22 protein-coding genes are annotated in these 22,104 nt (G+C 61.9%); 8 read left to right on the top strand and 14 right to left on the bottom strand.

All coding sequences use genetic code 11. The features are described 5' to 3' along the window. Positions 1-9: 9 nt before the first annotated feature. Complete coding sequence (locus tag FX982_RS12070) at positions 10-336, top strand: hypothetical protein (RefSeq protein WP_172610799.1); 327 nt, start codon at positions 10-12, stop codon at positions 334-336. 104 nt (positions 337-440) lie between these two features. Continuing rightward, a complete protein-coding gene (locus FX982_RS12065) occupies positions 441-1,403 on the top strand; it encodes a GlxA family transcriptional regulator (protein ID WP_172610798.1) in 963 nt (320 codons plus the stop codon). A gap of 49 nt (positions 1,404-1,452) precedes the next feature. Here FX982_RS12065 and FX982_RS12060 read toward each other — a convergent pair whose 3' ends face one another. The 7 genes from FX982_RS12060 to FX982_RS12030 all read right to left on the bottom strand — a co-directional run bounded on the left by FX982_RS12060 (position 1,453) and on the right by FX982_RS12030 (position 8,344). After that, complete coding sequence (locus FX982_RS12060) at positions 1,453-1,686, bottom strand: hypothetical protein (protein WP_172610797.1); 234 nt, start codon at positions 1,684-1,686, stop codon at positions 1,453-1,455. 110 nt (positions 1,687-1,796) lie between these two features. After that, positions 1,797-2,789: a fimbrial protein gene (locus FX982_RS12055; RefSeq protein WP_172610796.1), complete on the bottom strand. Its 993-nt coding sequence runs from the start codon at positions 2,787-2,789 to the stop codon at positions 1,797-1,799. Between the two features lies 1 nt (position 2,790). Further along, on the bottom strand, positions 2,791-3,564 hold the full coding sequence (locus FX982_RS12050) for a fimbrial biogenesis chaperone (protein WP_254074900.1): 774 nt from the start codon (positions 3,562-3,564) through the stop codon (positions 2,791-2,793). Continuing rightward, positions 3,561-5,987 carry a fimbria/pilus outer membrane usher protein gene (locus tag FX982_RS12045; protein WP_172610795.1) on the bottom strand — a complete coding sequence of 809 codons (2,427 nt, stop codon included), beginning with the start codon at positions 5,985-5,987 and terminating at the stop codon, positions 3,561-3,563. The genes FX982_RS12050 and FX982_RS12045 overlap by 4 nt, the downstream gene beginning before the upstream one ends. Before the next feature lie 288 nt (positions 5,988-6,275). After that, complete coding sequence (locus tag FX982_RS12040; RefSeq protein ID WP_172610794.1) at positions 6,276-7,019, bottom strand: fimbrial biogenesis chaperone; 744 nt, start codon at positions 7,017-7,019, stop codon at positions 6,276-6,278. 72 nt (positions 7,020-7,091) lie between these two features. Next, positions 7,092-7,676 (bottom strand): fimbrial protein, encoded by a 585-nt coding sequence (locus FX982_RS12035; RefSeq protein WP_172610793.1) that lies wholly within the window; start codon positions 7,674-7,676, stop codon positions 7,092-7,094. Between the two features lie 338 nt (positions 7,677-8,014). Further along, entirely contained in the window at positions 8,015-8,344 is a 330-nt protein-coding gene (locus FX982_RS12030; protein WP_172610792.1) for a hypothetical protein, read from the bottom strand. 297 nt (positions 8,345-8,641) lie between these two features. Here FX982_RS12030 and FX982_RS12025 point away from each other — a divergent pair, with 297 nt between their 5' ends. The 4 genes from FX982_RS12025 to FX982_RS12010 are packed head-to-tail and all read left to right on the top strand — an operon-like array spanning position 8,642 to position 15,024. Then, positions 8,642-9,802, top strand: coding sequence for an efflux RND transporter periplasmic adaptor subunit (locus FX982_RS12025; RefSeq protein WP_172610791.1), 1,161 nt, complete (start codon positions 8,642-8,644; stop codon positions 9,800-9,802). Next, the gene (locus FX982_RS12020; protein ID WP_172610790.1) at positions 9,799-12,939 is read left to right on the top strand and encodes a multidrug efflux RND transporter permease subunit; all 3,141 of its coding nucleotides are present in this window, start codon (positions 9,799-9,801) and stop codon (positions 12,937-12,939) included. The genes FX982_RS12025 and FX982_RS12020 overlap by 4 nt, the downstream gene beginning before the upstream one ends. A 53-nt stretch (positions 12,940-12,992) precedes the next feature. Further along, positions 12,993-13,670 carry a heavy metal response regulator transcription factor gene (locus FX982_RS12015; RefSeq protein ID WP_122534987.1) on the top strand — a complete coding sequence of 226 codons (678 nt, stop codon included), beginning with the start codon at positions 12,993-12,995 and terminating at the stop codon, positions 13,668-13,670. Further along, positions 13,660-15,024, top strand: a complete 1,365-nt coding sequence (locus FX982_RS12010) for a heavy metal sensor histidine kinase (protein WP_122623292.1) — start codon at positions 13,660-13,662, stop codon at positions 15,022-15,024. Before FX982_RS12015 ends, FX982_RS12010 begins: the two co-directional genes overlap by 11 nt. Before the next feature lie 84 nt (positions 15,025-15,108). Here FX982_RS12010 and FX982_RS12005 read toward each other — a convergent pair whose 3' ends face one another. Continuing rightward, the gene (locus FX982_RS12005; RefSeq protein WP_065990097.1) at positions 15,109-15,450 is read right to left on the bottom strand and encodes a zinc ribbon domain-containing protein YjdM; all 342 of its coding nucleotides are present in this window, start codon (positions 15,448-15,450) and stop codon (positions 15,109-15,111) included. Positions 15,451-15,602: 152 nt separating this feature from the next. Here FX982_RS12005 and FX982_RS12000 point away from each other — a divergent pair, with 152 nt between their 5' ends. Then, entirely contained in the window at positions 15,603-16,025 is a 423-nt protein-coding gene (locus tag FX982_RS12000) for a DUF1810 domain-containing protein (protein ID WP_172610789.1), read from the top strand. Positions 16,026-16,049: 24 nt separating this feature from the next. Here the strand turns inward: FX982_RS12000 and FX982_RS11995 are convergent, their stop codons facing one another. From FX982_RS11995 to pmbA, 5 genes are all read right to left on the bottom strand, one after another. Continuing rightward, complete coding sequence (locus FX982_RS11995) at positions 16,050-16,937, bottom strand: ZIP family metal transporter (protein WP_172610788.1); 888 nt, start codon at positions 16,935-16,937, stop codon at positions 16,050-16,052. Between the two features lie 29 nt (positions 16,938-16,966). After that, entirely contained in the window at positions 16,967-17,578 is a 612-nt protein-coding gene (locus tag FX982_RS11990) for a superoxide dismutase (RefSeq protein ID WP_172610787.1), read from the bottom strand. 1 nt (position 17,579) lies between these two features. Continuing rightward, positions 17,580-18,041, bottom strand: coding sequence for a hypothetical protein (locus FX982_RS11985; protein WP_172610786.1), 462 nt, complete (start codon positions 18,039-18,041; stop codon positions 17,580-17,582). An 11-nt stretch (positions 18,042-18,052) separates the two neighbouring features. Continuing rightward, a complete protein-coding gene (locus FX982_RS11980; RefSeq protein WP_254074899.1) occupies positions 18,053-18,484 on the bottom strand; it encodes a FagA protein in 432 nt (143 codons plus the stop codon). A 166-nt stretch (positions 18,485-18,650) separates the two neighbouring features. Further along, positions 18,651-19,997, bottom strand: a complete 1,347-nt coding sequence (gene pmbA, locus FX982_RS11975) for a metalloprotease PmbA (RefSeq protein WP_172610785.1) — start codon at positions 19,995-19,997, stop codon at positions 18,651-18,653. Between the two features lie 93 nt (positions 19,998-20,090). Here pmbA and yjgA point away from each other — a divergent pair, with 93 nt between their 5' ends. Next, complete coding sequence (yjgA, locus tag FX982_RS11970) at positions 20,091-20,612, top strand: ribosome biogenesis factor YjgA (RefSeq protein ID WP_065990105.1); 522 nt, start codon at positions 20,091-20,093, stop codon at positions 20,610-20,612. 48 nt (positions 20,613-20,660) lie between these two features. Here yjgA and tldD read toward each other — a convergent pair whose 3' ends face one another. After that, complete coding sequence (gene tldD, locus FX982_RS11965) at positions 20,661-22,103, bottom strand: metalloprotease TldD (protein WP_122623286.1); 1,443 nt, start codon at positions 22,101-22,103, stop codon at positions 20,661-20,663. Position 22,104 lies beyond the last annotated feature (1 nt).

Genomic DNA, 22,104 nt, shown 5'->3' with positions numbered 1-22,104 from the left:
TGCCTACCCGTGAAGATGCACACCGCGCTGCTGCTCGTACTAACCGCCGCCGCTGCTGGTCAGGCCAATGCCTCCAGCCCGGACGCCTGGACCGCCTTCAACAAAACCCTGGTCGACAGTTGTGTCAGCGCCAGCTCCCTGAAGAACGCCAAACCTGCCGGCGCCGACGCTGCCTTCGATGACAGCGTCGGCTTCAACGCGCTGTTGATCAAAGGTCAGTACAAACAGGCGCTCATGAAGAACAAGACGGGAACCGAGCTCTGCCTCTACGACCGCAAGAACAAGAAAGCGCTGATTACTGAGTGGGACAACGTCACCACGTTGCCGAAGAAGTAAGGCGACTTGCGCTCGGACCGTTCGCGGCGTGTGCCTGGCTGGCGGGATAATTCCCACAGCAACCCTCGCCTTCGAGCCTCCCCTTTCGGTCCGGGTGTGCCAGCATGAAGCGCGTCGCGATCGTGCTGTTTCCCAACGTTCAGTCCCTGGACGTGGCCGGGCCGCTCGACGTTTTCGCCGAAGCCAACCGCTTCCTGCCCGAGGGTGATGGCTACGAGATCGTCACCATCGGCTCGGCGCCCTACCCGATCATTGCGTCCAACGGCATGCCGCTGGGTGCGCAGTATTCCCTGGCGGACGCGCCTAAGCCGTTCGACACCCTCCTGATTCCCGGCGGCCCTTCGCTGCCGGACGCCGCGGAAATGCCCGCCCTTACCCAGTGGCTGCTGCAAGCCGTGCCCCAGGCGCGACGCTACGGTTCGATCTGCACCGGGGCGTTCATCCTCGGGCACGCCGGTTTGCTGGATGGCCGGCAGGCTGCTACCCACTGGAGCCACGCTCGGCAACTCGCCGACCGGTTCCCCCACGCGAGGGTTGAGCCTGATCGCATTTACGTTCGCGACGGCGCGCTGATGACATCAGCCGGGGTCACAGCGGGCATCGACATGGCGCTGGCATTGGTGGCGGAGGATCACGGCCCGTCAATTTCCCTCGCGGTGGCCAAGCGTCTGCTGGTGGTCGCCCAGCGTCAGGGCGGGCAGTCGCAATTCAGCCCGTACCTCACGGCGTCGGCAGACGACGATTCGCCCGTGGCCAAGGTGCAGCGCTATGTGATGGAGCACATCGGCGAACCGTTTTCAGTGGAGCGGCTGGCCGACGTGGTGGCGATGAGTCCGCGCACGTTCGCCCGGGTATTTGCCCGCGACGCCAAGGTCACCCCTGCAGAGTTCGTGCAGCGCGCGCGCATCGACGCTGCCCGGCACTTGCTGGAAGGCAGCGAAATGGTGATCAAGGCGGTGGCGTATCACTGCGGGTTTGGCAGCGCCGCGCGGATGCGGCTGATCTTCAGCCAGCGTCTGGGAGTGACGCCGACTCAATACCGGGACAGTTTTCGCAAGGACGCATGAGCATGGCGGGCGGAGAATGATCCTGCAGCGCGCGTCAGCGAAAGCGTAATCAGCGCTTGCCCATCGACCGACGTGTGCCTGATGGCGCAACGCCCGGACGCTTGTCGTGGTTCGATTTGCCTGAACCCTTGTAGTGCTGCTGATCCTTCTTCGCCTGCAACAACTCGCCCGGTTTGAACGGGAAGCTGAAGGCGGGAATCGCAGGTTTTGTATCCGCCGGGACAGCGTTGATGTCGACCGACGTGTCCAGTTCAGGAGCGGGCGTGTGTTCGGGGGTGGTCATGAAAGCTCCGGGATGGCAGACGGTCGAGGAATACGGGCGGCGCCCGAGGGCCGCGCAGCATACCTGAATCGCCGCCGGATCGCTGCTGCCAACAGACCGGCTGCGCCCGCCTATTTGTAGAACAGATCCACCATCACTTCCGCTGAAAAAGGCCCCGCGGTCGGCGTGCTGGTTTGCCACAGCAGTTCGGCGTTGAAGTCGGCCGTGTCCGAGTAGTTGCCTTCCAGAAGATCGGTCAGGTGAAAGGGTTCGTGGAACGGTACGGGCGAGCGGTCGCGGGCCTGGGTGATCCGAATGCCGATGCTGTCGTTGTCGACCGGCACCAGCACATCGCCCTTGAGTATCCCGGACACCGGGGTAATTCGCGCATTGAGGCTGAACGGCGATTCGCAGGTCCGGCTGGTGGCCAGGGCAAAGCGCTGAAATGTCGCCATCTCTCCCACTCGCACATTGCGAATGGCAACGTCGCCGAAGTCCACCGTCTCGGGCATGACGCGCAATTCGGCGTCGCACGCCACAAAGCGCAAGCCCATCAGGTTGTTGATGACGTAGCTCAACTTGCCGTCAGCCCCGGGGTTCGGCCCGTCGCGGCCATCCAGTTGAAACATCCGATAGTCGTACAGATCACTGGCGACGCCGGAGGGCGGGGTCGGGCCGTACTTCTCTATGAACACTGAAAACGGCAGGTTGAACGTGACGCTCGGGCAGCCCGAGCTTGCATCCGTGCAGGCAGGCGCCTGCTGTTGCGTAGGAATACGCCCGCTGTTTTGCACGTAATCAACGCTACTTAACGTGAGTCCGGCGCGAATCCCTTCCCCGATCTGCAAGTTTTCAGGGTTCAGGTACATGAACACGTCTTCAGGGCCGCCCGCTTCGTCCCGCGCACACTCGACGGCAAGGTTCAATCGCTCCGAGCGCCAGACCACGCTGCCATCGGGCAGGTTCGCAGGAATGGCAACGGTGCTGCTCAGGTCCGCGCGAACCACTGACTCACCAGCGCCCTGGGTCTTGCAGGTCAGCGCCAGTGCGAGGCCAGGCATCAGCAGCGTCATCAGCAACGTGATTGGCAGCATCAGCCACTTTCGGATAATGGATGTTTTCATGTCAGCATTTTCCTGTGAGTGAGTGTGAATCCGGCTTGCCCAGCGGCACAGTGAACGGCTGCCCTTCCCGATATGGCGCGCAGTACTCACGCTGCCCGCCGTAATCGGTCATGGCCTTGAAGCTCAGGGTTTCGGGCAGTGTGCCCTTCGTACCGAGGACAGGCGGCGTCAGTGATGCGTCCGAAAAAGGCGGCAGCAACCGGTGGTCCGCGACCTTGATTCCATTGATGCGCAGGTCCTGCAGCGAAACGTGATACGGCGTCGGGTTGCGCAGGGACAGCGCAGCGTTGGCCGACGGAACGCGTTGCCAGATCAGCGATTGCGGGGCATCCGCCGGATCGCCGGCCAGCCCCGCCGGGCGGTAGAACACGTTGATGCGCTGGCGTATGGCAATGCTCAGTTGCTGAACCGCCGGGCTGCGCCGTGGGATTTCCAGCACGTACAGATGCAGCATCGACTCCCGGTCCTGGGGCATGCCAATGCCTTCATAGAGCAGGCGCAAGGTTTGTTTGTTCTTTGCCGGGATGCGCGCCAGATGCGGGGTCAACGCGAACGGCAGATCAGCTGAGGGCCCATTGCCTGGTTGATCGTCCCCGCGCGGCGTATCGAGCCAGGCTTGAATGAGAGCCTCGGAAGCTCCGCGGTTACTGACCTCGATCGTCGCCTCGTTGTAGCGACCGTCGAAGATCAACCGGGTGCCTGACAGCGACACCGCGCCTTGGGCCATGCCGCTGATCAAGACCAGCAAAATACCTGACAGGCAAGCGCGGTTCATTGGCACTGCACCTTCAGGCGATCGTAGCTGCGGTGGGCTTCTTTCGGCGGCAGCACGAAGGTTGCGCGGCACTGTTGACCGGTCCATTTGACGATGAGCTCGCCGCTGTCCCGTTCGCTCAGTACCAGTGCTCGCCCGCTCGGATCGACGGTCGCCAGCGGCTTGCCCTGCTCGTCCTCCACCGCTGCGCCCATTGGCACGCGGCTGCCATCGGCCCGCTCCAGGTCGAATTGCACACGCCGGCCAATTGCCGTGCGAAAGCTGACCAAGGGCGCCGCGCCACGGCGGGGCACGACTTGATCCACGGCATTCTCCAGCTCGACGTCGGCACCTAACTGACGCGTGTCGAGGTTGACCCAGTTGGTCCGATACGGCTGAGCGTAAGGCAGGATGGCGTAGCCGTTATCGGCGGTTTCGACGTTGCTGAAATTGCTCAGCCGCGCACCGCTGACGTCTTTTACCTGCACCAGGGCGAAGGTCTCGCCCAGGGGCTGACCGAAATTCACCCCGCCCGCGTGAGCAACCACCGAACCTGAAGCGCCCATGCTCAGCGCCTGATAATCCCTGCCCTGCCCGTACCCCGCGTCGAAACGCCCGTAGGCCGTGGTGGTGCTGAGTTTGCCGAAGCCCGATGAGCCCGACGCACTGTCGTGCCCGGCCTGCAGCGAGTAGAAGCTGTTGCGGTCGTCGAACAGCTGACCGTTCAAGCCGGACTGCAGGCTGGACGCGCCGGCGCTGTCACGAACGGCATTGGCAAACAGCCGCGACGAACCGGAATCGCTTCCCAGCGGCAGGCTCACTGTCAGCGCAATGCGGTTGTCGGACTGGCTTTCTCCGCTGCGTTCGAAGGTCTGATTGCGCTCCACCGACACGTTGTAGCTAAGGCTACGCCACGCCGAGTTCCACGACAGATAAAGCTGTCGCGTCTTGCTGCCTCTGTCCCAGTAGCGCTGCTCGGATCCAGTAAAGCTCAGCGACGCAGACTGCTCCGGCAGCGCCTGGGTCAGGCTGATTTCGATGCGATCTTTGGCGCGCGCGCGGGCTGACCCGTCATCTGCTTGCAACGCATCGACGTGATCGTCGAACGTCAGGTATTGATCCGTTGAATAGCGATAACCGGCCACGGCGAGGGTGGTGTTGGTCAGGTCCAGCGTATTGGCGTAGCGCAGGCGCAGGCTCTGTCCGCTGTAGCGTTGCTCGCGCTGTCGGCTGAGGGACTGGGTCAGGTCCAGCGACACCGCGCCCAGCCCGGTATTGACCCCCGCGCCGATGTTGCCGGCCTGATAATCCTCGGCGGTTTGCACGCCACCCGCAGCCGTCACCCGTTCGGTCAGGCCATACACCAGCGTGCCACTGGCAAACGAGGGTGAAAGGCCGTCTTCAGTGTTGCTGTCGTGTTGGCCGGCGGCGAGGCTGTAGCGCAACGCGCCTTTCGGCACCATGATGGGCAGTGACGCATAGGGCTGCACGAACACGCGCCTGCTGCCGTCGGCTTCGACCACCGTCACTTCCAGATCGCCGTTCGACCCGCTGGGGTAGATGTCGGTGATTTCGAACGGCCCCGGCGAGACGTTGCCGCTGTAAAGCATGAAACCGTTCTGCCGCACTTCCACCAAGGCGTTGGTGTCGGCGATGCCACGAATGACCGGCGCGAATAGACGCTCGCTGTCAGGCAGCATGCCCTCATCGGACATCACCATGGCGCCGAGGAACCGAACGCTGTCGAACACTTGCGAATCGGTAAAGGTCTCGCCCAGGGTCAGCTGGCTTTTCAGCGAGGTGATGTCACGCTGCATGAACGTCCGATTGCTGCGAAAGCGATAAGGCTGATCATTGCCATAGGTCAGCGAAGACTCGTTGCGTAGCCGCCAGGCACCCAGATTCATGCCGTTGCGCAGGCTCAGGTAATACTGATCCTGCGCTTGAGATCGACCTTGGTCGCTGCGGTGACGGCGCGCGCCGCTGAAGTTGTAATTGACGAAACCGACGGTCTCGCCTTCGTCCCATAATTCCGGCGGCACGTAGCCGCGAGCGCTGCGCGACATCATCGCCTGAGGAATGCTGATGTTCAGGCGCAAACTCGCCGGCTGGTAATCGACGCGGGCAAATTCGACACGCGCCGGGAGATCGAAGCACGCTGTTGGCGAGGTGTCGCCGGCTTGCACAGCCTCTGCGTTCATGCCGAACTGGCGGAGCATGTCCAAGGTGAGACAGGGTTCGACGGAGCCTTTTCCAGCATTGGGGACAAAGTTGATGTCGCGCCGCCCGCTCAGGACACGGTTGACGTAGACGTCCACCCGATAGCTTCCGGGGACCACGCTGTTGCCATGCAGAAACGTCGCGAGATCGGCAGGCTGATCGGTGCCCTGAATGAACGAGGTATTGAATTTCACGTCGGTCGCGGCGCTTTTTTGATCAGTCATTGCCGTCGCAGACGAGACCAGCGCCAGCCCTGCCGATGCGAGGATGATCCTCGCCAACGGGTTCAGCAGGAACGGCCGGCGTGCCTGATGTCTGCGGTCGACGGGGGAAAAGCATGCTGCGGTCCGTGCATGTCCCTTGGTGTGATCTCGGGGTTCCATTGGCTGGTTTCACTCGTGTTCTCGATTCCGACGCGCTGGCAAAATCATGTTTGGCAGGCGCAAGGCGCTGGAGCCGCATGACTGCGACCGAAGAAAGACCTGGGCAAAATTCCACCCGCAACCGAGTGGCTACTCGGCGTGGGTCACGACATTGGCGGCCTTGATGGCTTGGGTCGGCTGTCCACCGGACACCTTTGCGGTGTACGGCTCCTGCGCGCCGAAATCGTTGATGCTGATGAACCGAAGGTCCACCGCCTGACCGCTGGCCGTCTGCTTGAGCGGCAACTGCACGGTCTGCAGGGGCGCCAGCATCCGGCTGTCGGCGGTGAACAGCGTCTTGCCCTGCTGTCGGGCGTCGATCTGGATCATCGACACGTGATAGGGCGTCGGATTGCTGACTTCCAGCTGGCCGTCGTGCACGCGCCATCGCAGGTTTTTTGCAGCGTCGAGCGGGTCGCCACTCAATGCGGCGGGACGGTAAAAAAGCTTGATACGCTGGCGAATCGCGATCTGCAGCTGGTTGTCTTTCGCCGATTGCGGGATCTCCTGGACGTTGAGCCAGAACACCGACTCGCGGTCCTGAGGCAAACCTTCGCCGGCGTAGATCACCCGAATCATTTGCCGCGTACTGCCCGCCATTCGCGCCAGCGGCGGGGTGACGACGAAGGGCAGGTTCTCGGTGTCGCTCTGCGCTTCGAGCCAGGACTGGGCAAGGATGTCAGCCGTGCCGCTGTTGTTCACAACGAAACTGACCTCCTTGTCCGTGGCCTGGTAGATGACACGCGTAGTGTTGAGCACGATACCCGCCTGCGCCGGGGCAGCCAGAAGCAACCCCAGCCAGATGGCGGAGCAACGAATGAAATCAGGAAGCATGATGAGACCGTCTCGGGTTTGGAAGTGAGCGCGTGAGGAAGGCGAGCGAGCAGCGCCCGCTCGCCTGCTACATCACTGGTAATCCATCACGAACGGCAGGAAGCCGTCAGCGTTACCCGGATTGGTCGGCGCGCCATTGAGAACGTAAACCGCGCCGAAGTTGATCTCGGCGGTAGCGCCATCGGCGCCGTCCTTGATTAGCGGCGTGTCGATGGTTTCGTTGCCGCTCAGGTCCATCAACTGGTTGGATGCATTGAGCAGGCCGATGCCCACACCGTCTGCCGCACCGGTCGCACGCAGCAGTTTCTGATCGAGGTTATCCAGACCGCTGCCCTGACGGGCAACGAAGCGCATGTTGACAGTGTTGTATTGAGCGGCGCCGCCGGTGCAGTTGACCAACAGCTGGATAGGCGAAGCGGTTTCAAGTTTGTTATCGGCAAAGAGCCCGATGTCGGAGAAAGAGACGTTGCCGAGGTCTACGTTGATCTCGCCCGGGTTGTTGCCGGGGGTTGCGCCAGTCCCGGCGCCGATGTCACACGTGATGTTGGTCAGGGTGCCGGTGAAAACAAGTTTGCCGTTGTTGGCAGCATTCGCGGTACCGGAAATGCCGAGGCCGAACGCGGCCACGATAGCCAGGGTAAGAGAAAGCTTTTTCATATAACGACGTTCCTTGTGTCGATTCGTGTGTGCCCAAAAGGACGAGACGAACTATAAGCAGCGCTTCCAAGGGCGGCTGTCAGGCGCTCTACTTCCTATGGACAGAAAGCACAGTGGGGCGCGTCGGACTTTTCAGTAGGAGGTTACGCTTTTGTGTCACACCTCCCGTAGGCCGGGGCTTGCGTGATTGAGCCTCCAGAAAACCTGGTACGAACGTTTGCACCGTGCTCCGAAAGGCCTGGCCGCAGAAGGGCGCCTTAGAAGCCTTCACTCACAAAAAACCCGGCTCGATTGAGCCGGGTTCGTCAGCGAATGTTTTAGGGGAAGCTAGAAACCGCCTATTGGTACGTCAGCGTGACGATGCCCGCGTGAATATCCGGCCCGGCTGCGGACAGCTCGTTGAAAGTGACCTGTACGGGCCCAACTCGCTGAGCGCACGTGTCGTCACCACCGCTATCGCCCACGGTCAGATAAGTGTCGGCTCGCAAGGTTTTAAAAGAGCCGGTTGAAGACGGAGCGCTATAAACCTGCGCGTCGCACGTCGCATTGGTCACGCTGCCGTGAAACATTAGCGCGCCTTGGGTAGCCCAGGCGGCCGGCACTGTCATGGCACACGCACCGATGACCGTGATCGAGAAAAACAGCGAAACAGCCTTTTGGCTTTTCATCGCAAACACTCCGGAGTAGGCCCGGCTCACAAAGTAAGTCCCGGCCTGTGAACAAGCATTTAGAACTCACGAAGTTTATGTAGGAATTTTCCCCGTCACAGTAGAACTCGTTCATCGAAACTCGTGGCTTCTACTTGGGTATCGCCCTGCGGCGCTGTTTCTTTACCCACGTTCATCGTCTGCCCTTATTCACCTGACAATATTGACAGGTAGCAGTCATTTTGCTGACCGGGTCAAAGGGTTATAAAGGACGCTTCCGGTTACCCGCCCCTCATTCACTGGTTGGCCTGTCCCTGTATGCAGAAGAAGAACAAAGTGGTGGTGCTCGCGACCGTGTTGGTCGTGCTGGTGGCGATAGGCGTCTGGGCGATGACCCGCCCCGCTGCGAAAAAGGTCAGCGCTCCCGTTGCCGTGCCGGTGCGCGTCATCAACGTCATGCAGGAAGACGTGCCCCGTTATGTCACCGGCATAGGCTCGGTGCTGTCGCTGCAAAGCGTGGTGATCCGCCCGCAGGTGGACGGCATCCTGACCAAAGTGCTGGTCAAGGAAGGGCAGCAGGTCAAGGCGGGTGATCTGCTGGCAACCATCGATGATCGCTCGATCCGCGCCGCCCTCGAACAGACCAAAGCGCTGTTGACCCAGAGCCAGGCGCAGCTGAACGTGGCCAACGTCGACCTCAAGCGCTACAAGCTGCTCACCGTCGACAACAGCATTTCCAGGCAGCAATACGATCAACAGCAAGCGCTGGTCGACCAACTCAAGGCCACGGCACTGGGCAATCAGGCGTCGATCAATGCCTCGCAAGTGCAGCTTTCCTACACGCAAATACGCTCGCCCGTGACGGGCCGGGTCGGCATCCGCAACGTCGATGAGGGCAACTTCCTGCGCGTCAGCGACGCGACCGGGCTGTTCTCGGTGACGCAGATCGACCCGGTGTCAGTGGAGTTTTCCCTGCCGCAGCAGATGCTGCCCACGCTGCATGATCTGATTGCTTCCAGCACGCCCGCGCCGGTCAACGCCTACCTCGGCGAAGGGGCGACCGGCACGCTGCTGGGTCAGGGCAAGTTGCTGTTGATCGACAATCAGGTGGCCGCTAGCACTGGCACCATCCGCGCCAAGGCGATATTCGACAATGCGCAGGAGAAGCTATGGCCCGGGCAATTGGTGACCGTGCGGATTCAGACCGCCATCGACCGCGGAGCCCTGAAGGTCCCGCCGCAAGTGGTGCAGCGCGGCATCGACCAGCATTACGTGTATCGGATCAAAGGCGACACTGCCGAGGTGGTGCCGGTCAAGGTGCTGTATCAGGACAGCGACCTGATGTTGATCAGCGGGGTGGAGGCCAATGACGTGCTGGTCAGCGACGGTCAGTCGCGCCTGAAAAACGGCACGCGCATCGAGGTGGTCAAGGGTGATCCTGTGGATGCCCTTGCCGACGCCACCGGGGCGGCGAAATGAACAGCCGCGGGTCTATTTCCGCCTGGTGCGTCAATCACCCGATTGCCACAGTCCTGCTGACCTTCGCGCTGGTGCTGCTGGGCTGCATCGCCTTCCCTCGCCTGCCAGTGGCGCCGCTGCCGGAAGCCGAATTTCCGACGATTCAGGTCGCGGCCCAGTTGCCCGGTGCCAGCCCCGAAACCATGGCGTCATCGGTGGCAACACCGCTTGAAGTGCAATTCAGCGCCATTCCCGGCATGACCCAGATGACCTCGAGCAGCGCACTGGGCTCCACCAACCTGACCCTGCAATTCACCCTTAACAAAAGCATCGACACCGCCGCGCAGGAAGTGCAGGCAGCGATCAACACGGCGGCTGGACGTTTGCCCGCAGACCTGCCGACGCTGCCGACCTGGCGTAAGGTCAACCCGGCGGACAGCCCGGTGCTGATCCTCAGCGTCAGCTCGAACCTGATGCCCGGCACCGAACTCAGCGACGTCACCGAATCCCTGCTGGCGCGCCAGTTGAGTCAGATCGATGGCGTCGGACAGGTCAACATCACTGGCCAGCAACGTCCGGCAATTCGCGTCCAGGCGGCGCCTGAAAAACTGGCGTCCATCGGGCTGACCCTCGCCGATCTGCGGGAATCCCTGCAGCAGACCAGCCTCAACCTGGCCAAGGGCGCGCTGTATGGCAAAGACAGCATTTCCACCCTCGCCTCCAACGACCAACTGTTTCAGGCAAAGGACTACGAACAACTGATTGTTTCCTACAAAGACGGCGCCCCGGTTCATCTGCGTGACGTGGCGAAAGTCATCAACGGTTCTGAAAACGCCTACGTGCGGGCCTGGTCCGGGGATCAACAGGGCGTGAACATCGTGGTGTTCCGCCAGCCCGGCGCGAACATCGTCGAGACGGTCGATCGCGTGCTCGGCCAGTTGCCCAAATTGCAGGAAATGCTCCCGGCGTCGGTGGACGTTTCGGTGCTCAGCGACCGCACCAAAACCATTCGTGCGTCGCTGCATGAAGTGGAAATGACGTTGCTGATTGCCATCGCGCTGGTGATTGCGGTCATGGCGCTGTTCCTGCGCCAGCTCTCTGCGACGCTGATCGTGACTGCCGTGCTGGGCGTGTCCCTCGTCGCCAGCTTCGCGCTGATGTACGTGCTCGGCTTCAGCCTGAATAACCTGACGCTGGTGGCCATCGTGGTCGCGGTGGGGTTTGTCGTCGACGATGCGATTGTCGTGGTGGAGAACATCCATCGACACCTGGAAGCCGGCGAAAGCAAGCGCGACGCGGCGATCAAAGGGTCCAGCGAAATCGGCTTTACCGTGGTGTCGATCAGCTTTTCGCTGGTCGCCGCCTTCATTCCGCTGCTGTTCATGGGCGGCGTGGTCGGCAGGCTGTTCAAGGAGTTCGCGCTGACGGCGACGTCGACCATTCTGATCTCGGTGGTGGTCTCGCTGACCCTGGCACCCACCCTGGCGGCGCTGTTCATGCGCGCGCCGAAGCACGATCCCCACGCCAAACCCGGCTTCGGCGAACGACTGCTGGCGCGGTATGCCCGCGGCGTGCGCTTCGCCCTCGCCCACGAGCGATTGATGATGGGGATATTTGGCCTGACTCTGGTGCTGGCGGTTGTCGGCTATGTGCTGATCCCCAAAGGTTTCTTCCCGGTGCAGGACACCGGCATGGTGCTGGGCACGAGCGAAGCGGCGGCGGATATTTCCTTCCCGGACATGATCGAGAAACACAAACAGCTGGCGAAAATCATCGCGGCCGATCCGGCGGTCAAGGCGTTTTCCCACTCGGTGGGGGTCAGCGGCAGCAACCAGACGATCGCCAACGGCCGGGTGTGGATCGCCCTCAAGGACCGTGCAGACCGTGACGTTTCCGCCAGTCAGTTCATCGACCGGATCCGGCCGAAACTGGCGCAGATCCCCGGCATCGTCCTGTACCTGCGCGCGGGGCAGGACATCAACCTGAGTTCCGGGCCGAGCCGCGCGCAGTACCAATACGTGCTCAAGAGCAACGACGGCGCGCTGCTGAATGTCTGGACGCAGAAGCTGACCGATAAGCTGAAAACACTGCCGGCTTTCCGCGACCTCTCCAACGACTTGCAACTGGGCGGCAGCGTCACGCATCTGGACATCGACCGCAGCGCCGCCGCGCGCTTCGGCCTGACCACAGCAGATGTCGATCAGGCGCTGTACGACGCCTTTGGTCAGCGCCAGATCAACGAATACCAGACCGACATCAACCAGTACAAAGTCATTCTGGAGCTGGAGCCGCAACAGCGCGGCAAGGCCGAAAGCCTGAACTACTTTTACCTGCGCTCGCCGCTGACCAATGAAATGGTGCCGCTGTCGGCGCTGGCCAAGGTCGGTGCGCCGAGGATGGGCCCGTTGTCGATCAGCCATGACGGGATGTTCCCGGCCGCGAACCTGTCCTTCAACCTGTCGGCGGGCGTGGCGCTGGGCGATGCCGTGGTGTTGCTCGATCAGGCGAAGAACGAGATCGGCATGCCGGCCTCGATCATCGGCAACTTCCAGGGCGCGGCCCAGGCATTTCAGAGCTCGCTGGCGAACCAGCCGTGGCTGATTCTCGCCGCGCTGGTGGCGGTGTACATCATTCTGGGCGTGCTGTATGAAAGCTTCGTCCATCCGCTGACGATCATTTCCACCCTGCCCTCCGCCGGTATCGGCGCACTGTTGCTGCTGTGGCTGATGGGTCAGGACTTTTCGATCATGGGCCTGATCGGCATCGTGCTGCTGATCGGCATCGTCAAGAAAAACGGCATCCTGCTGGTGGACTTCGCGCTGGACGCCCAGCGCAATCGCGGGATGTCCCCGCGCGACGCTATCTATGAAGCGTGTCTGACGCGCTTTCGGCCCATCATCATGACCACGCTGGCCGCATTGCTCGGCGCGCTGCCCTTGATGCTCGGTTATGGTGTCGGCGCTGAGCTGCGTCAGCCGTTGGGCATCGCCGTGGTAGGAGGATTGCTGGTGAGCCAGGCGTTGACGCTGTTCACCACGCCGGTGATCTACCTGCAACTGGAGCGAATTTTCCATCGCCAGCGTCCAACGCCGGGCTCGGTAGCATCAGGTTCAACAGTTTCCAGGCCGGCTGCGGCCGACCTGGTTGCTGAAAAATAAGCGGTTGAACCCAAGCACCTAATAAGCAAGCAGCGAAAAGTGAGCGTGGACCGATGCGTGTCCTGATTATCGAAGACGAAGAGAAAACCGCCGATTACCTGCACCGGGGCCTGACCGAGCAGGGTTACACCACCGACGTCGCGCGCGAAGGCATCGAAGGCCTGCACATGGCGCTGGAAAGCGAATACGCGGTGATCATTCTCGACGTCATGCTGCCGGGCCTGGACGGTTATGGCGTGCTGCGCGCCCTGCGTGCGCGTAAACAGACGCCGGTGATCATGCTCACCGCCCGCGAGAACGTCGACGATCGCATACGCGGCCTGCGCGAAGGCGCCGACGATTACCTAGGCAAGCCGTTCTCGTTTCTGGAACTGGTTGCGCGTCTGCAAGCCCTGACCCGGCGCAGCGGCGGCCACGAGCCGGTGCAGATCAGTGTCGCCGATTTGTGGATCGACCTGATCAGCCGCAAAGCCACCCGTGCCGGCGTGCGTCTGGACCTCACCGCCAAGGAGTTTTCGCTGCTCAGCGTACTGGCCCGGCGTCAGGGGGAAATCCTGTCGAAGACGTCGATTGCCGAGATGGTCTGGGACGTGAATTTCGACAGCGACGCCAACGTCGTCGAAGTCGCGATCAAACGACTGCGGGCCAAGCTCGACGGGCCGTTCGAGCAAAAATTGCTGCACACCATCCGCGGCATGGGTTACGTGCTGGAGAGCCGTCGTGTCGACTAATTCCATCGCCCTGCGCCTGAGCGGCATGTTCGCCCTCGTGGCGCTGCTGGTGTTTCTGTTGATCGGCTGGGCGCTCTACCTGCAAGTGGATAAAAGCCTCGGCCTGTTGCCGGAAGCGGAGGTCGACGCCCGTTACAGCGTGCTCGAATCCGCCGTGCAGCGTTACGGAAACCCGGAACACTGGGCCAAGATCAACGCCAAGCTCAGGCTGCTTAGCGAGGAAGACAAACGCCTGCGCTTCTGGGTGGTCAGCGACAACCCGACCTACGAATTCGGCGACCCGGACGCCGAGATCCGTGCCTTTGCCAACGGCCCGCTGGGCATGCGCGACTTGAACCTGAGGGGCCATGATTACCCGTTCAAGGTGCTGGTCAGTCAGTTCCCGGCGAAAGATCAACGCCCGCCGCTGCGTTTTCTGACAGCGGTCGACACCGAAACCTTCTGGCAGACCCAACATTCCCTGCTGATCGCGCTGATCAGTCTGGCGGCCATCGGCATCCTGCTCGCATCTGCATTGGGTTACTGGGTGGCGCGTATCGGCCTGAAACCGCTGACGGAGTTGTCCCTGGAGGCGCGCAAGCTGACACCGCCACGACTGAGCGGGCGCCTGAAGTTGTCGCCGCTGCCGCCGGAACTGGATCAGTTCGTGACCTCCTTCAACTCAACGCTGGATCGGGTGGAGCAGGCGTATTCGCGGCTGGAGTCGTTCAACGCCGACGTTGCCCACGAATTGCGCTCGCCGCTGACCAATCTCATCGGCCAGACCCAAGTAGCGCTGACCCGAGGGCGATCCGCCGAGCATTACTTCGAGGTGCTGCAATCCAATCTCGAAGAGCTCGAACGGCTGCGCTCGATCATCAACGACATGCTGTTTCTCGCCAGCGCCGATCAGGGCAGCAAGGCGACGCAACTGACCCAGGCCTCGCTCGCCCAAGAAGTGGCGAAGACCCTGGACTATCTGGATTTCATTCTCGAGGACGCCCAGGTCCAGGTTGAAGTGCGTGGGGATGCCAACGCGCCGATCGAAACCGCGCACTTGCGCCGGGCGCTGATCAATCTGCTGCACAACGCGGTGCAGCACACCTCGCCGGGGCAGTTGATTCAGGTGGATATTCGCGATGAGGGTGATCACGTCAGTATTGGCGTGACCAATCCCGGCGCGCCGATTGCTGGCGAGCATCTGCCGAAACTGTTCGAGCGCTTCTATCGCGTCGACGCCTCGCGCAGCAACAGCGGCGCCAACCACGGGCTGGGCCTGGCGATCGTCAAAGCCATCGCCCTGATGCACGGCGGCACCGTGTTCGTGCGCAGTGAGCATGGGGTGAATACGTTCGGGATCAATTTGCCGAGCTGAGGCGGAGGCGTGTTGCCCCACTATGATCGTTCCCACGCGGAGCGTGAGGAACGATCATAGTGGGTAGCCAGCGGATTTGCGGGATCAACCCTTTTTCACAAACTCGGACTTCAACTTCATCGCGCCGATGCCGTCGATTTTGCAGTCGATATCGTGATCGCCGTCCACCAGGCGGATGTTTTTGACCTTGGTGCCGACCTTGACCACCAGCGACGAGCCTTTGACCTTCAGGTCCTTGATGACCGTAACGGTGTCGCCGTCCTGCAGGGTGTTACCCACTGCGTCCTTGATGACCTTTGTGTCATCGCCCGCTTCGGCGCTGGCGCCATCAGCCGACCACTCGTGGGCGCATTCCGGGCACACGAGCTGGCTGCCATCTTCATAGGTGTACTCGGAACTGCATTTTGGGCACGGCGGTAAGCTCACGGCGGATCTCGCATCAGATGAATAGGCGCAGGATTATAAGGGTTTTTATCCACCTGGGGAGTCGGCGCCTCAAAGAGCTGGAAACATCGCCCGCTGCTGTAGTCTCAATCTCAGGAACGGCGGGGTGCCGTGGTCAGGACGAGGTGAGTGAAATGAGCGATCCATTTGACCTGCAGCGATTTGTCGAGGCGCAAGCGTCAATGCATGAACGGGCATTGGCGGAACTCAAGTCCGGGCGTAAACAGTCGCACTGGATGTGGTTCGTCTTCCCGCAGCTGGCCGGCCTGGGCCACAGCGACATGGCCCGGCGGTATGGCATCAGTGGCCGTGAAGAGGCGATCGCTTATGTGCAGCATCCGGTATTGGGCGATCGGCTAGCGCGCTGCTGCGAAGCGTTGCTTCAGTGGAAAGACCGCAGCGCCACGCAGATCATGGGCTCACCGGATGACATGAAGCTGCGATCAAGCATGACGCTGTTTGCAGCGGTCGCGCCGGACACGCCAGTGTTTCAGCAAGTGCTTGAAGCGTTTTTTGATGGCAAGCCGGATGCCGTGACGCTGTCGAAGCTGGGCTGAGGCAGACCTTCACCTGCGCGCTCCTCAGGCCAGCGCGGTGTCCATCACCATCATCAGGCAGAACCCGACCAGCAATCCGAAGCTGGCGATCTTTTCGTGACCATTGCGACGGGATTCGGGGATGATTTCGTGGGTCACCACCAGCAGCATCGCCCCGGCCGCCAACGCCAGTCCCACCGGCAACAGCGATGCGGCGACTTCCACCAGCCAGGCGCACAGCACCGCGAATACCGGCTCGACCAGTCCGGACGCCGCGCCGATCAGGAACGCCTTGAGACGCGACATGCCGGCGGACGCCAGCACCAGCGCGATAACCAGTCCTTCCGGGACGTCCTGCAAAGCGATGCCCATCGCCAGGCTGTCGGCGTGGGCCAGACCGCCGCCTGCCGACACCCCCACTGCCATGCCTTCCGGAATGTTGTGGGCAATGATGGCAATCACAAACAGCCAGATGTTCGAAGGGATCGCCGGTTTCCCGGCCACCTCCGATAACTGCGGCCCTCTGGAGACCAGCGTATCCACCAGAAACAAACCCGCCGCCCCGAGCAGTATCCCGAAGCTGACCAAGGCTCCGGCGCCCCATGGGGTAAAGCCCAGGTCATGAGCCGCGCCCAGGCCCGGCACGATCAACGAAAAGGCTGTCGCCGCCAGCATGATGCCGGCGCCGAAACCCAGGAGGCCGTCGGACACCGCCACCGGCATGCCACGGATCACCAGCACCGGCACGGCCCCCAGCGCGGTGCCCAACGCACAGATGGCGCCGCCTTCCAGCGCTCGTAACATTCTGGGCTCAAGCGCCACCCACGAGAGGCCCTGGGCGACCAGCAACGCTGTGCCTACGATGACCAGAATCAAGCCCAATGCCAGGCGCAGTAACCGCACGCTGCCGAGAGCCAGTATGTCCGAGCGCATAAATCGCCTTATCCGAGTTCTGAGAGTTTTCAGCCGAGTGCTGCTGCGTAGCGCCTGGCAACTTCATCCCAGTTGACAACGTTGTAGAACGCAGCGATGTATTCCGGCCGACGGTTCTGGTAGCGCAGGTAATAAGCGTGCTCCCAGACGTCCAGCCCGAGGATCGGCGTGTTGCCGTTCATGAGGGGGCTGTCCTGATTGCCGCTGCTTTCCACCACGAGCTTTTTGTCCGGGGTGACGCTCAGCCAGGCCCAGCCGCTGCCGAAACGTGTCAGCGCCGCCTTGGTGAAGGCATCCTTGAACGCTTCGAAGCCGCCCAGTTGCCCGTCGATTGCTGACGCCAGCACACCGCTTGGCACGCCGCCGCCCTGGGCGCTCATCACTTCCCAGAATAGAGAATGGTTGGCATGACCGCCGCCCTGATTGATGACCGCCGGGCGCATTTTTTCCGGAAGTTCGGCGACGCTGGCGACCAACCTCTCGATGGGCCACTCGGCGTATTCAGTGCCGTCGACCGCCGCGTTGAGGTTATTGATGTAGGTCTGGTGGTGCTTGCTGTAGTGGATTTCCATGGTCTGAGCATCGATGTGGGGTTCGAGCGCATCGTAGGCATAGGGCAAGGCTGGCAAAGTAAAGGGCATGTCAGTGGACTCCGAACGAGAGGGTGCCGGCACGAGCAGCAGGGTGCTGAAGCGCCGAGCGGGAATGTTCGCCATTGCTGTTGAGCAGGCGTTGGGTACGTGGGTACTCGCCGTATTGGCCGACGAAACCCAAAAGTTCGCTGTAGGTTTTATTACTGTGCCGCAGCGCTGCCTGTCGCAGGGCCGGTGCCATTTGCGAGTCTTGAATCACATTCAGCAGGCGCTGATGGACGGTGCAGAGGTATTCGGCGCTCTCCTCCGGCTGCCCCAGACTCAGGTGGAGATCCGCCAGGTTGTGATGAGAAATCACGTACGCCGCCACGGCTTCATCGGCGACGCGCCATCGGTCGAAGAGCACCTGCGCCAGGGCGAGAGCTTGCAGGTACAGCTCGCGCGCATCGATCAGGTCGCCTCGGTTGAAGCAACTGTTACCGCTCAGGATGGTACGTTTCCATTGCTCCATGGCGCAGGTCCTCACGGGTGGCGCCGGCGATCAGATGCCGTCGGCAGGGCGTTTTGCGGATTCGATGGCGCGGGTTCTGCCAGAGGCATCGACGGCAGCAGCGCGCAGTTCGCGAGGCGCCGGGCGAAAGCCTGGACGCGTTGCTGTTGCGCAGCCGACTCGGCGAGCGACTGCATGTCACGCAGCGGACGCCATGCCTGATCCAGGCACAGGCATCGCCAGTGCCAGGGCAGCGCGGTGTCGCTGGCGGTGTCGATCAGCAGGCGGAAGGTGCTTTCACAGATGAGGGATTTGGGCGTGGCGGTAAAGCGCGCCAGATAGCGGCCTTCCGCAAGGTAGTGTTCGATGAGCCGCGGCTCGTCCGGATCCAGCGCGCAACGAATCCGCAGACTCAATGCGCGCCAGTGCTCCAGGTACGGCGACTCGTGCAGAACAGTGCCCATGACCAAGGCCCACTTAACGAATGAGATTCATTATTAAATGAGTTTAAGAATCAAAACAACCCCGCCGATGGATTGAGTTAACGCGCTGAGCCAAAACGCGCCCACTAAAAAGGCCCGCACCGGGATCGGGGCAGGCCTTGGGATGAAGCGGTGAAACACAGCGAACTTAGCTACCCGCCACCATCATTTTCTCGATCAGCACGGAACCGGTGCGGATGTTGCTGCGCAGCTCCAGATCACTGCCCACGGCGACGATCTGCTTGAACATGTCGCGCATGTTGCCGGCAATGGTCACTTCCTGAACCGCGAACTGGATCTCGCCGTTCTCGACCCAGAAACCCGCCGCGCCGCGGGAATAGTCCCCGGTGACCATGTTCAACCCGCTGCCCATCAACTCGGTGACCAACAGCCCGCGTCCCATGCGACGGATCAGCGCTGCCTGGTCTTCGGTGCCGTGGCTGACGAAAAGGTTATGCACACCACCGGCGTTCGCGGTGCTCGGCAGGCCCAGTTTGCGGCCTGAATAGGTGCTGAGGATGTAGGAAACCAGGTCGCCATTTTCGACAAACGGCTTGGCGTAGGTCGCCAGGCCATCGCCGTCGAACGCAGAACTGCCCATGGCGCCAACCAGATGCGGCCGCTCGTCGATGGTCATCCATTCGGGGAACAGACGCTGACCCATCGCGCCTTCGAGAAACGAAGACTTCCGGTACAGGTTGCCGCCGGAAATCGCGCCCATAAAGCTGCCGAACAGACCGCCCGCCAGTTCTGCCGAGAACAGCACCGGCACTTCGCAGGTCGGCACCGGTCGTGCGCCCAGTCGGCTCGCCGCGCGTTCGGCAGCTTTCTGGCCAATCAGTTTGGCGTCCATCAGCAGCTCGCCGCGACGGTTGACGTCATACCAGTAGTCGCGCTGCATCTGCCCCTCGCCTTCGGCAATCATCACGCAGCTCAGGCTGTGGCGGGTCGACGCGTAGCCGCCAATGAAACCATGACTGTTGCCATACACGCGGCAGCCCTGATGCACGTTCAGCGTGGTGCCGTCGGCGTTCTTGATCCGGCTGTCGGCGTCGAAGGCAGCGGCTTCACAGATCAGCGCGCGCTCGATGGCCTGCTCGGGAGTGATGTCCCACGGGTGATAAAGATCAAAATCCGGCTGGTCTTTCGCCATCAGCGCAGCGTCGGCGAGACCCGAGGCCTCGTCTTCCGACGTGTGTTTGGCAATGGCCAGGGCCGCGGCAACGGTTTCACGAATGGCGTCGGGGCCGCTCGCGGAGGTGCTGGCCGAACCCTTCCGATGGCCCACGTACAAGGTGATGCCGAAACCCTGATCACGGTTGAATTCGACCGTCTCGACTTCGCGCTGGCGAACCGTGGTCGACAGGCCCTGCTCCAGCGACACGGCCACTTCGCACGCGGTCGCGCCCTGACGCTTGGCTTCAGCGACGATCTGCTCGACCTGCTGCTGCAATGCCGGCAAAGCCTGCGGGCCGACGCTTTCTGATGCACTCATGACGTTCTCCATCAAATTCTGATTTCAGCAGCCGGGCCGGACAACCGGGCCCTGACTGGTTATCATGGCGGCGTTTATTTGCGGACGGCCCCCATGGTTGATTCTTACGACGACTCCTTCGACGGAGAGAAAAGCAAAACCCAGGTCAAACGAGAGCTTCACGCTCTGGTGGAGCTGGGCGAACGCTTGACGACATTCAAGCCCGATGTGCTGGCCAAGCTGCCTCTGACCGACCCTCTGCGTCGGGCACTGGCCGATGCTCCCAAGCACACCGCGCACATTGCGCGCAAACGCCATATCCAATTCATCGGCAAGCTGATGCGCGATCAGGATCTGGATGAAATCCTGGTGCTGCTCGATCAGCTTGACGCCTCTACGCGCCAGTACAACGAGCGCTTTCACAATCTGGAACGCTGGCGTGATCGCCTGGTGACCGGCACTGACGACGTGCTTGAGCAATTCGTCAGTGAATACCCGGACGCCGACCGCCAGCAACTGCGCTCCCTGATCCGTCAGGCTCAGCACGAAGCTGCGCAGAACAAGGCCCCTACCGCGACCCGCAAAATCTTCAAATACATCCGCGAGCTAGACGAAAGCAAACGCGGACTGCGCTAGAACCGCTGCGCCGTTTGAAACACTCAACCGGCGCAAGCCCCTCGACTATCAAGCCCCGCCAGTGCCACCAACGGTGATCGCATCGATCTTCAACGTGGGCTGACCGACGCCTACCGGAACCGATTGACCGTCTTTGCCGCAGGTGCCAACGCCGCTGTCCAGAGACAGATCGTTGCCCACCATCGACACGCGGCTCATGCATTCCGGGCCGTTGCCAATCAGCGTGGCGCCTTTGACCGGTGCGGTGATTTTGCCATCTTCGATCAGATAGGCCTCGCTGGTGGAGAAGACGAACTTGCCGCTGGTGATGTCTACCTGTCCACCGCCGAGGTTGGCGCAGTAGATCCCGCGCTTGACGGAGGCGATGATTTCCGCCGGATCGCTCTGGCCGCCGAGCATGTAGGTGTTGGTCATGCGCGGCATCGGCAGGTGAGCGTAGGATTCGCGACGACCGTTACCCGTACGCGCCACGCCCATCAGCCGTGCGTTGAGCTTGTCTTGCATGTAACCCTTGAGCACGCCGTTTTCGATCAACGTGGTGCACTCGGTCGGGGTACCTTCGTCATCGACGGTGAGAGAACCGCGGCGATCGGCCAGCGTGCCGTCATCGACAATGGTGCAGAGTTTCGACGCGACCATCTCGCCCATGCGACCGCTGTAGGCCGAGCTGCCCTTGCGGTTGAAGTCGCCCTCAAGGCCGTGGCCGACCGCTTCGTGCAGCAGCACGCCGGACCAGCCGGAACCCAACACCACCGGCAAGGTGCCCGCCGGCGCCGGAATGGCTTCGAGATTGACCAGCGCCTGACGCAACGCTTCGCGGGCATAGCCCATGGCACGGTCGTCGCTGAGGAAATAACGGTAATCGGTACGACCGCCGCCGCCATGACCGCCGCGCTCACGACGGCCGTTCTGCTCGACGATCACGCTGACGTTGAAGCGCACCAGCGGACGTACGTCGGCGGCAAGACCGCCATCTGTGGACGCCACGAGAATGCGTTCCCAGACACCGGCCATGCTCACGGTGACCTGCTGAATACGCGGGTCCAGCGCACGGGTGGCGGCGTCAACGCGCTTGAGCAGCTCGACCTTCTCGGCGCGGGTCATGACCTCCAGCGGGTTGTCCGGAGCATACAGCTGGGCGACGTCCTGAGTGGTGAACGCTTGAACCTGGCCATTCTGGCCTGCGCGTGAAATCGAGCGCGCGGCACGGGCCGCCTGGGTCAGTGCTTCCGGGGTGATGGCGTTGCTGTAGGCGAAGCCGGTTTTCTCGCCCGACTGCGCGCGTACGCCGACGCCCTGGTCCAGGTTGAAGCTGCCTTCCTTGACGATGCCGTCTTCCAGCGCCCAGGACTCGGAAATCTGCCCCTGGAAATACAGGTCGGCCGCGTCGATGCCTGGACCGGCCAGCTCGCCGAGCACCGATTGCAGGCTGTCGATGCTCAGGCCGCCGGGTGCCAGAAGGTGTTCGCTGACAGAGGACAAGTGGCTCATA

It is taken from the genome of Pseudomonas graminis (assembly GCF_013201545.1).
In the GTDB taxonomy this organism is placed as follows: domain Bacteria; phylum Pseudomonadota; class Gammaproteobacteria; order Pseudomonadales; family Pseudomonadaceae; genus Aquipseudomonas.
The sequence above is the reverse complement of the archived record's forward strand: the minus strand, read 5'-3'. Positions and strand labels throughout refer to the sequence as shown.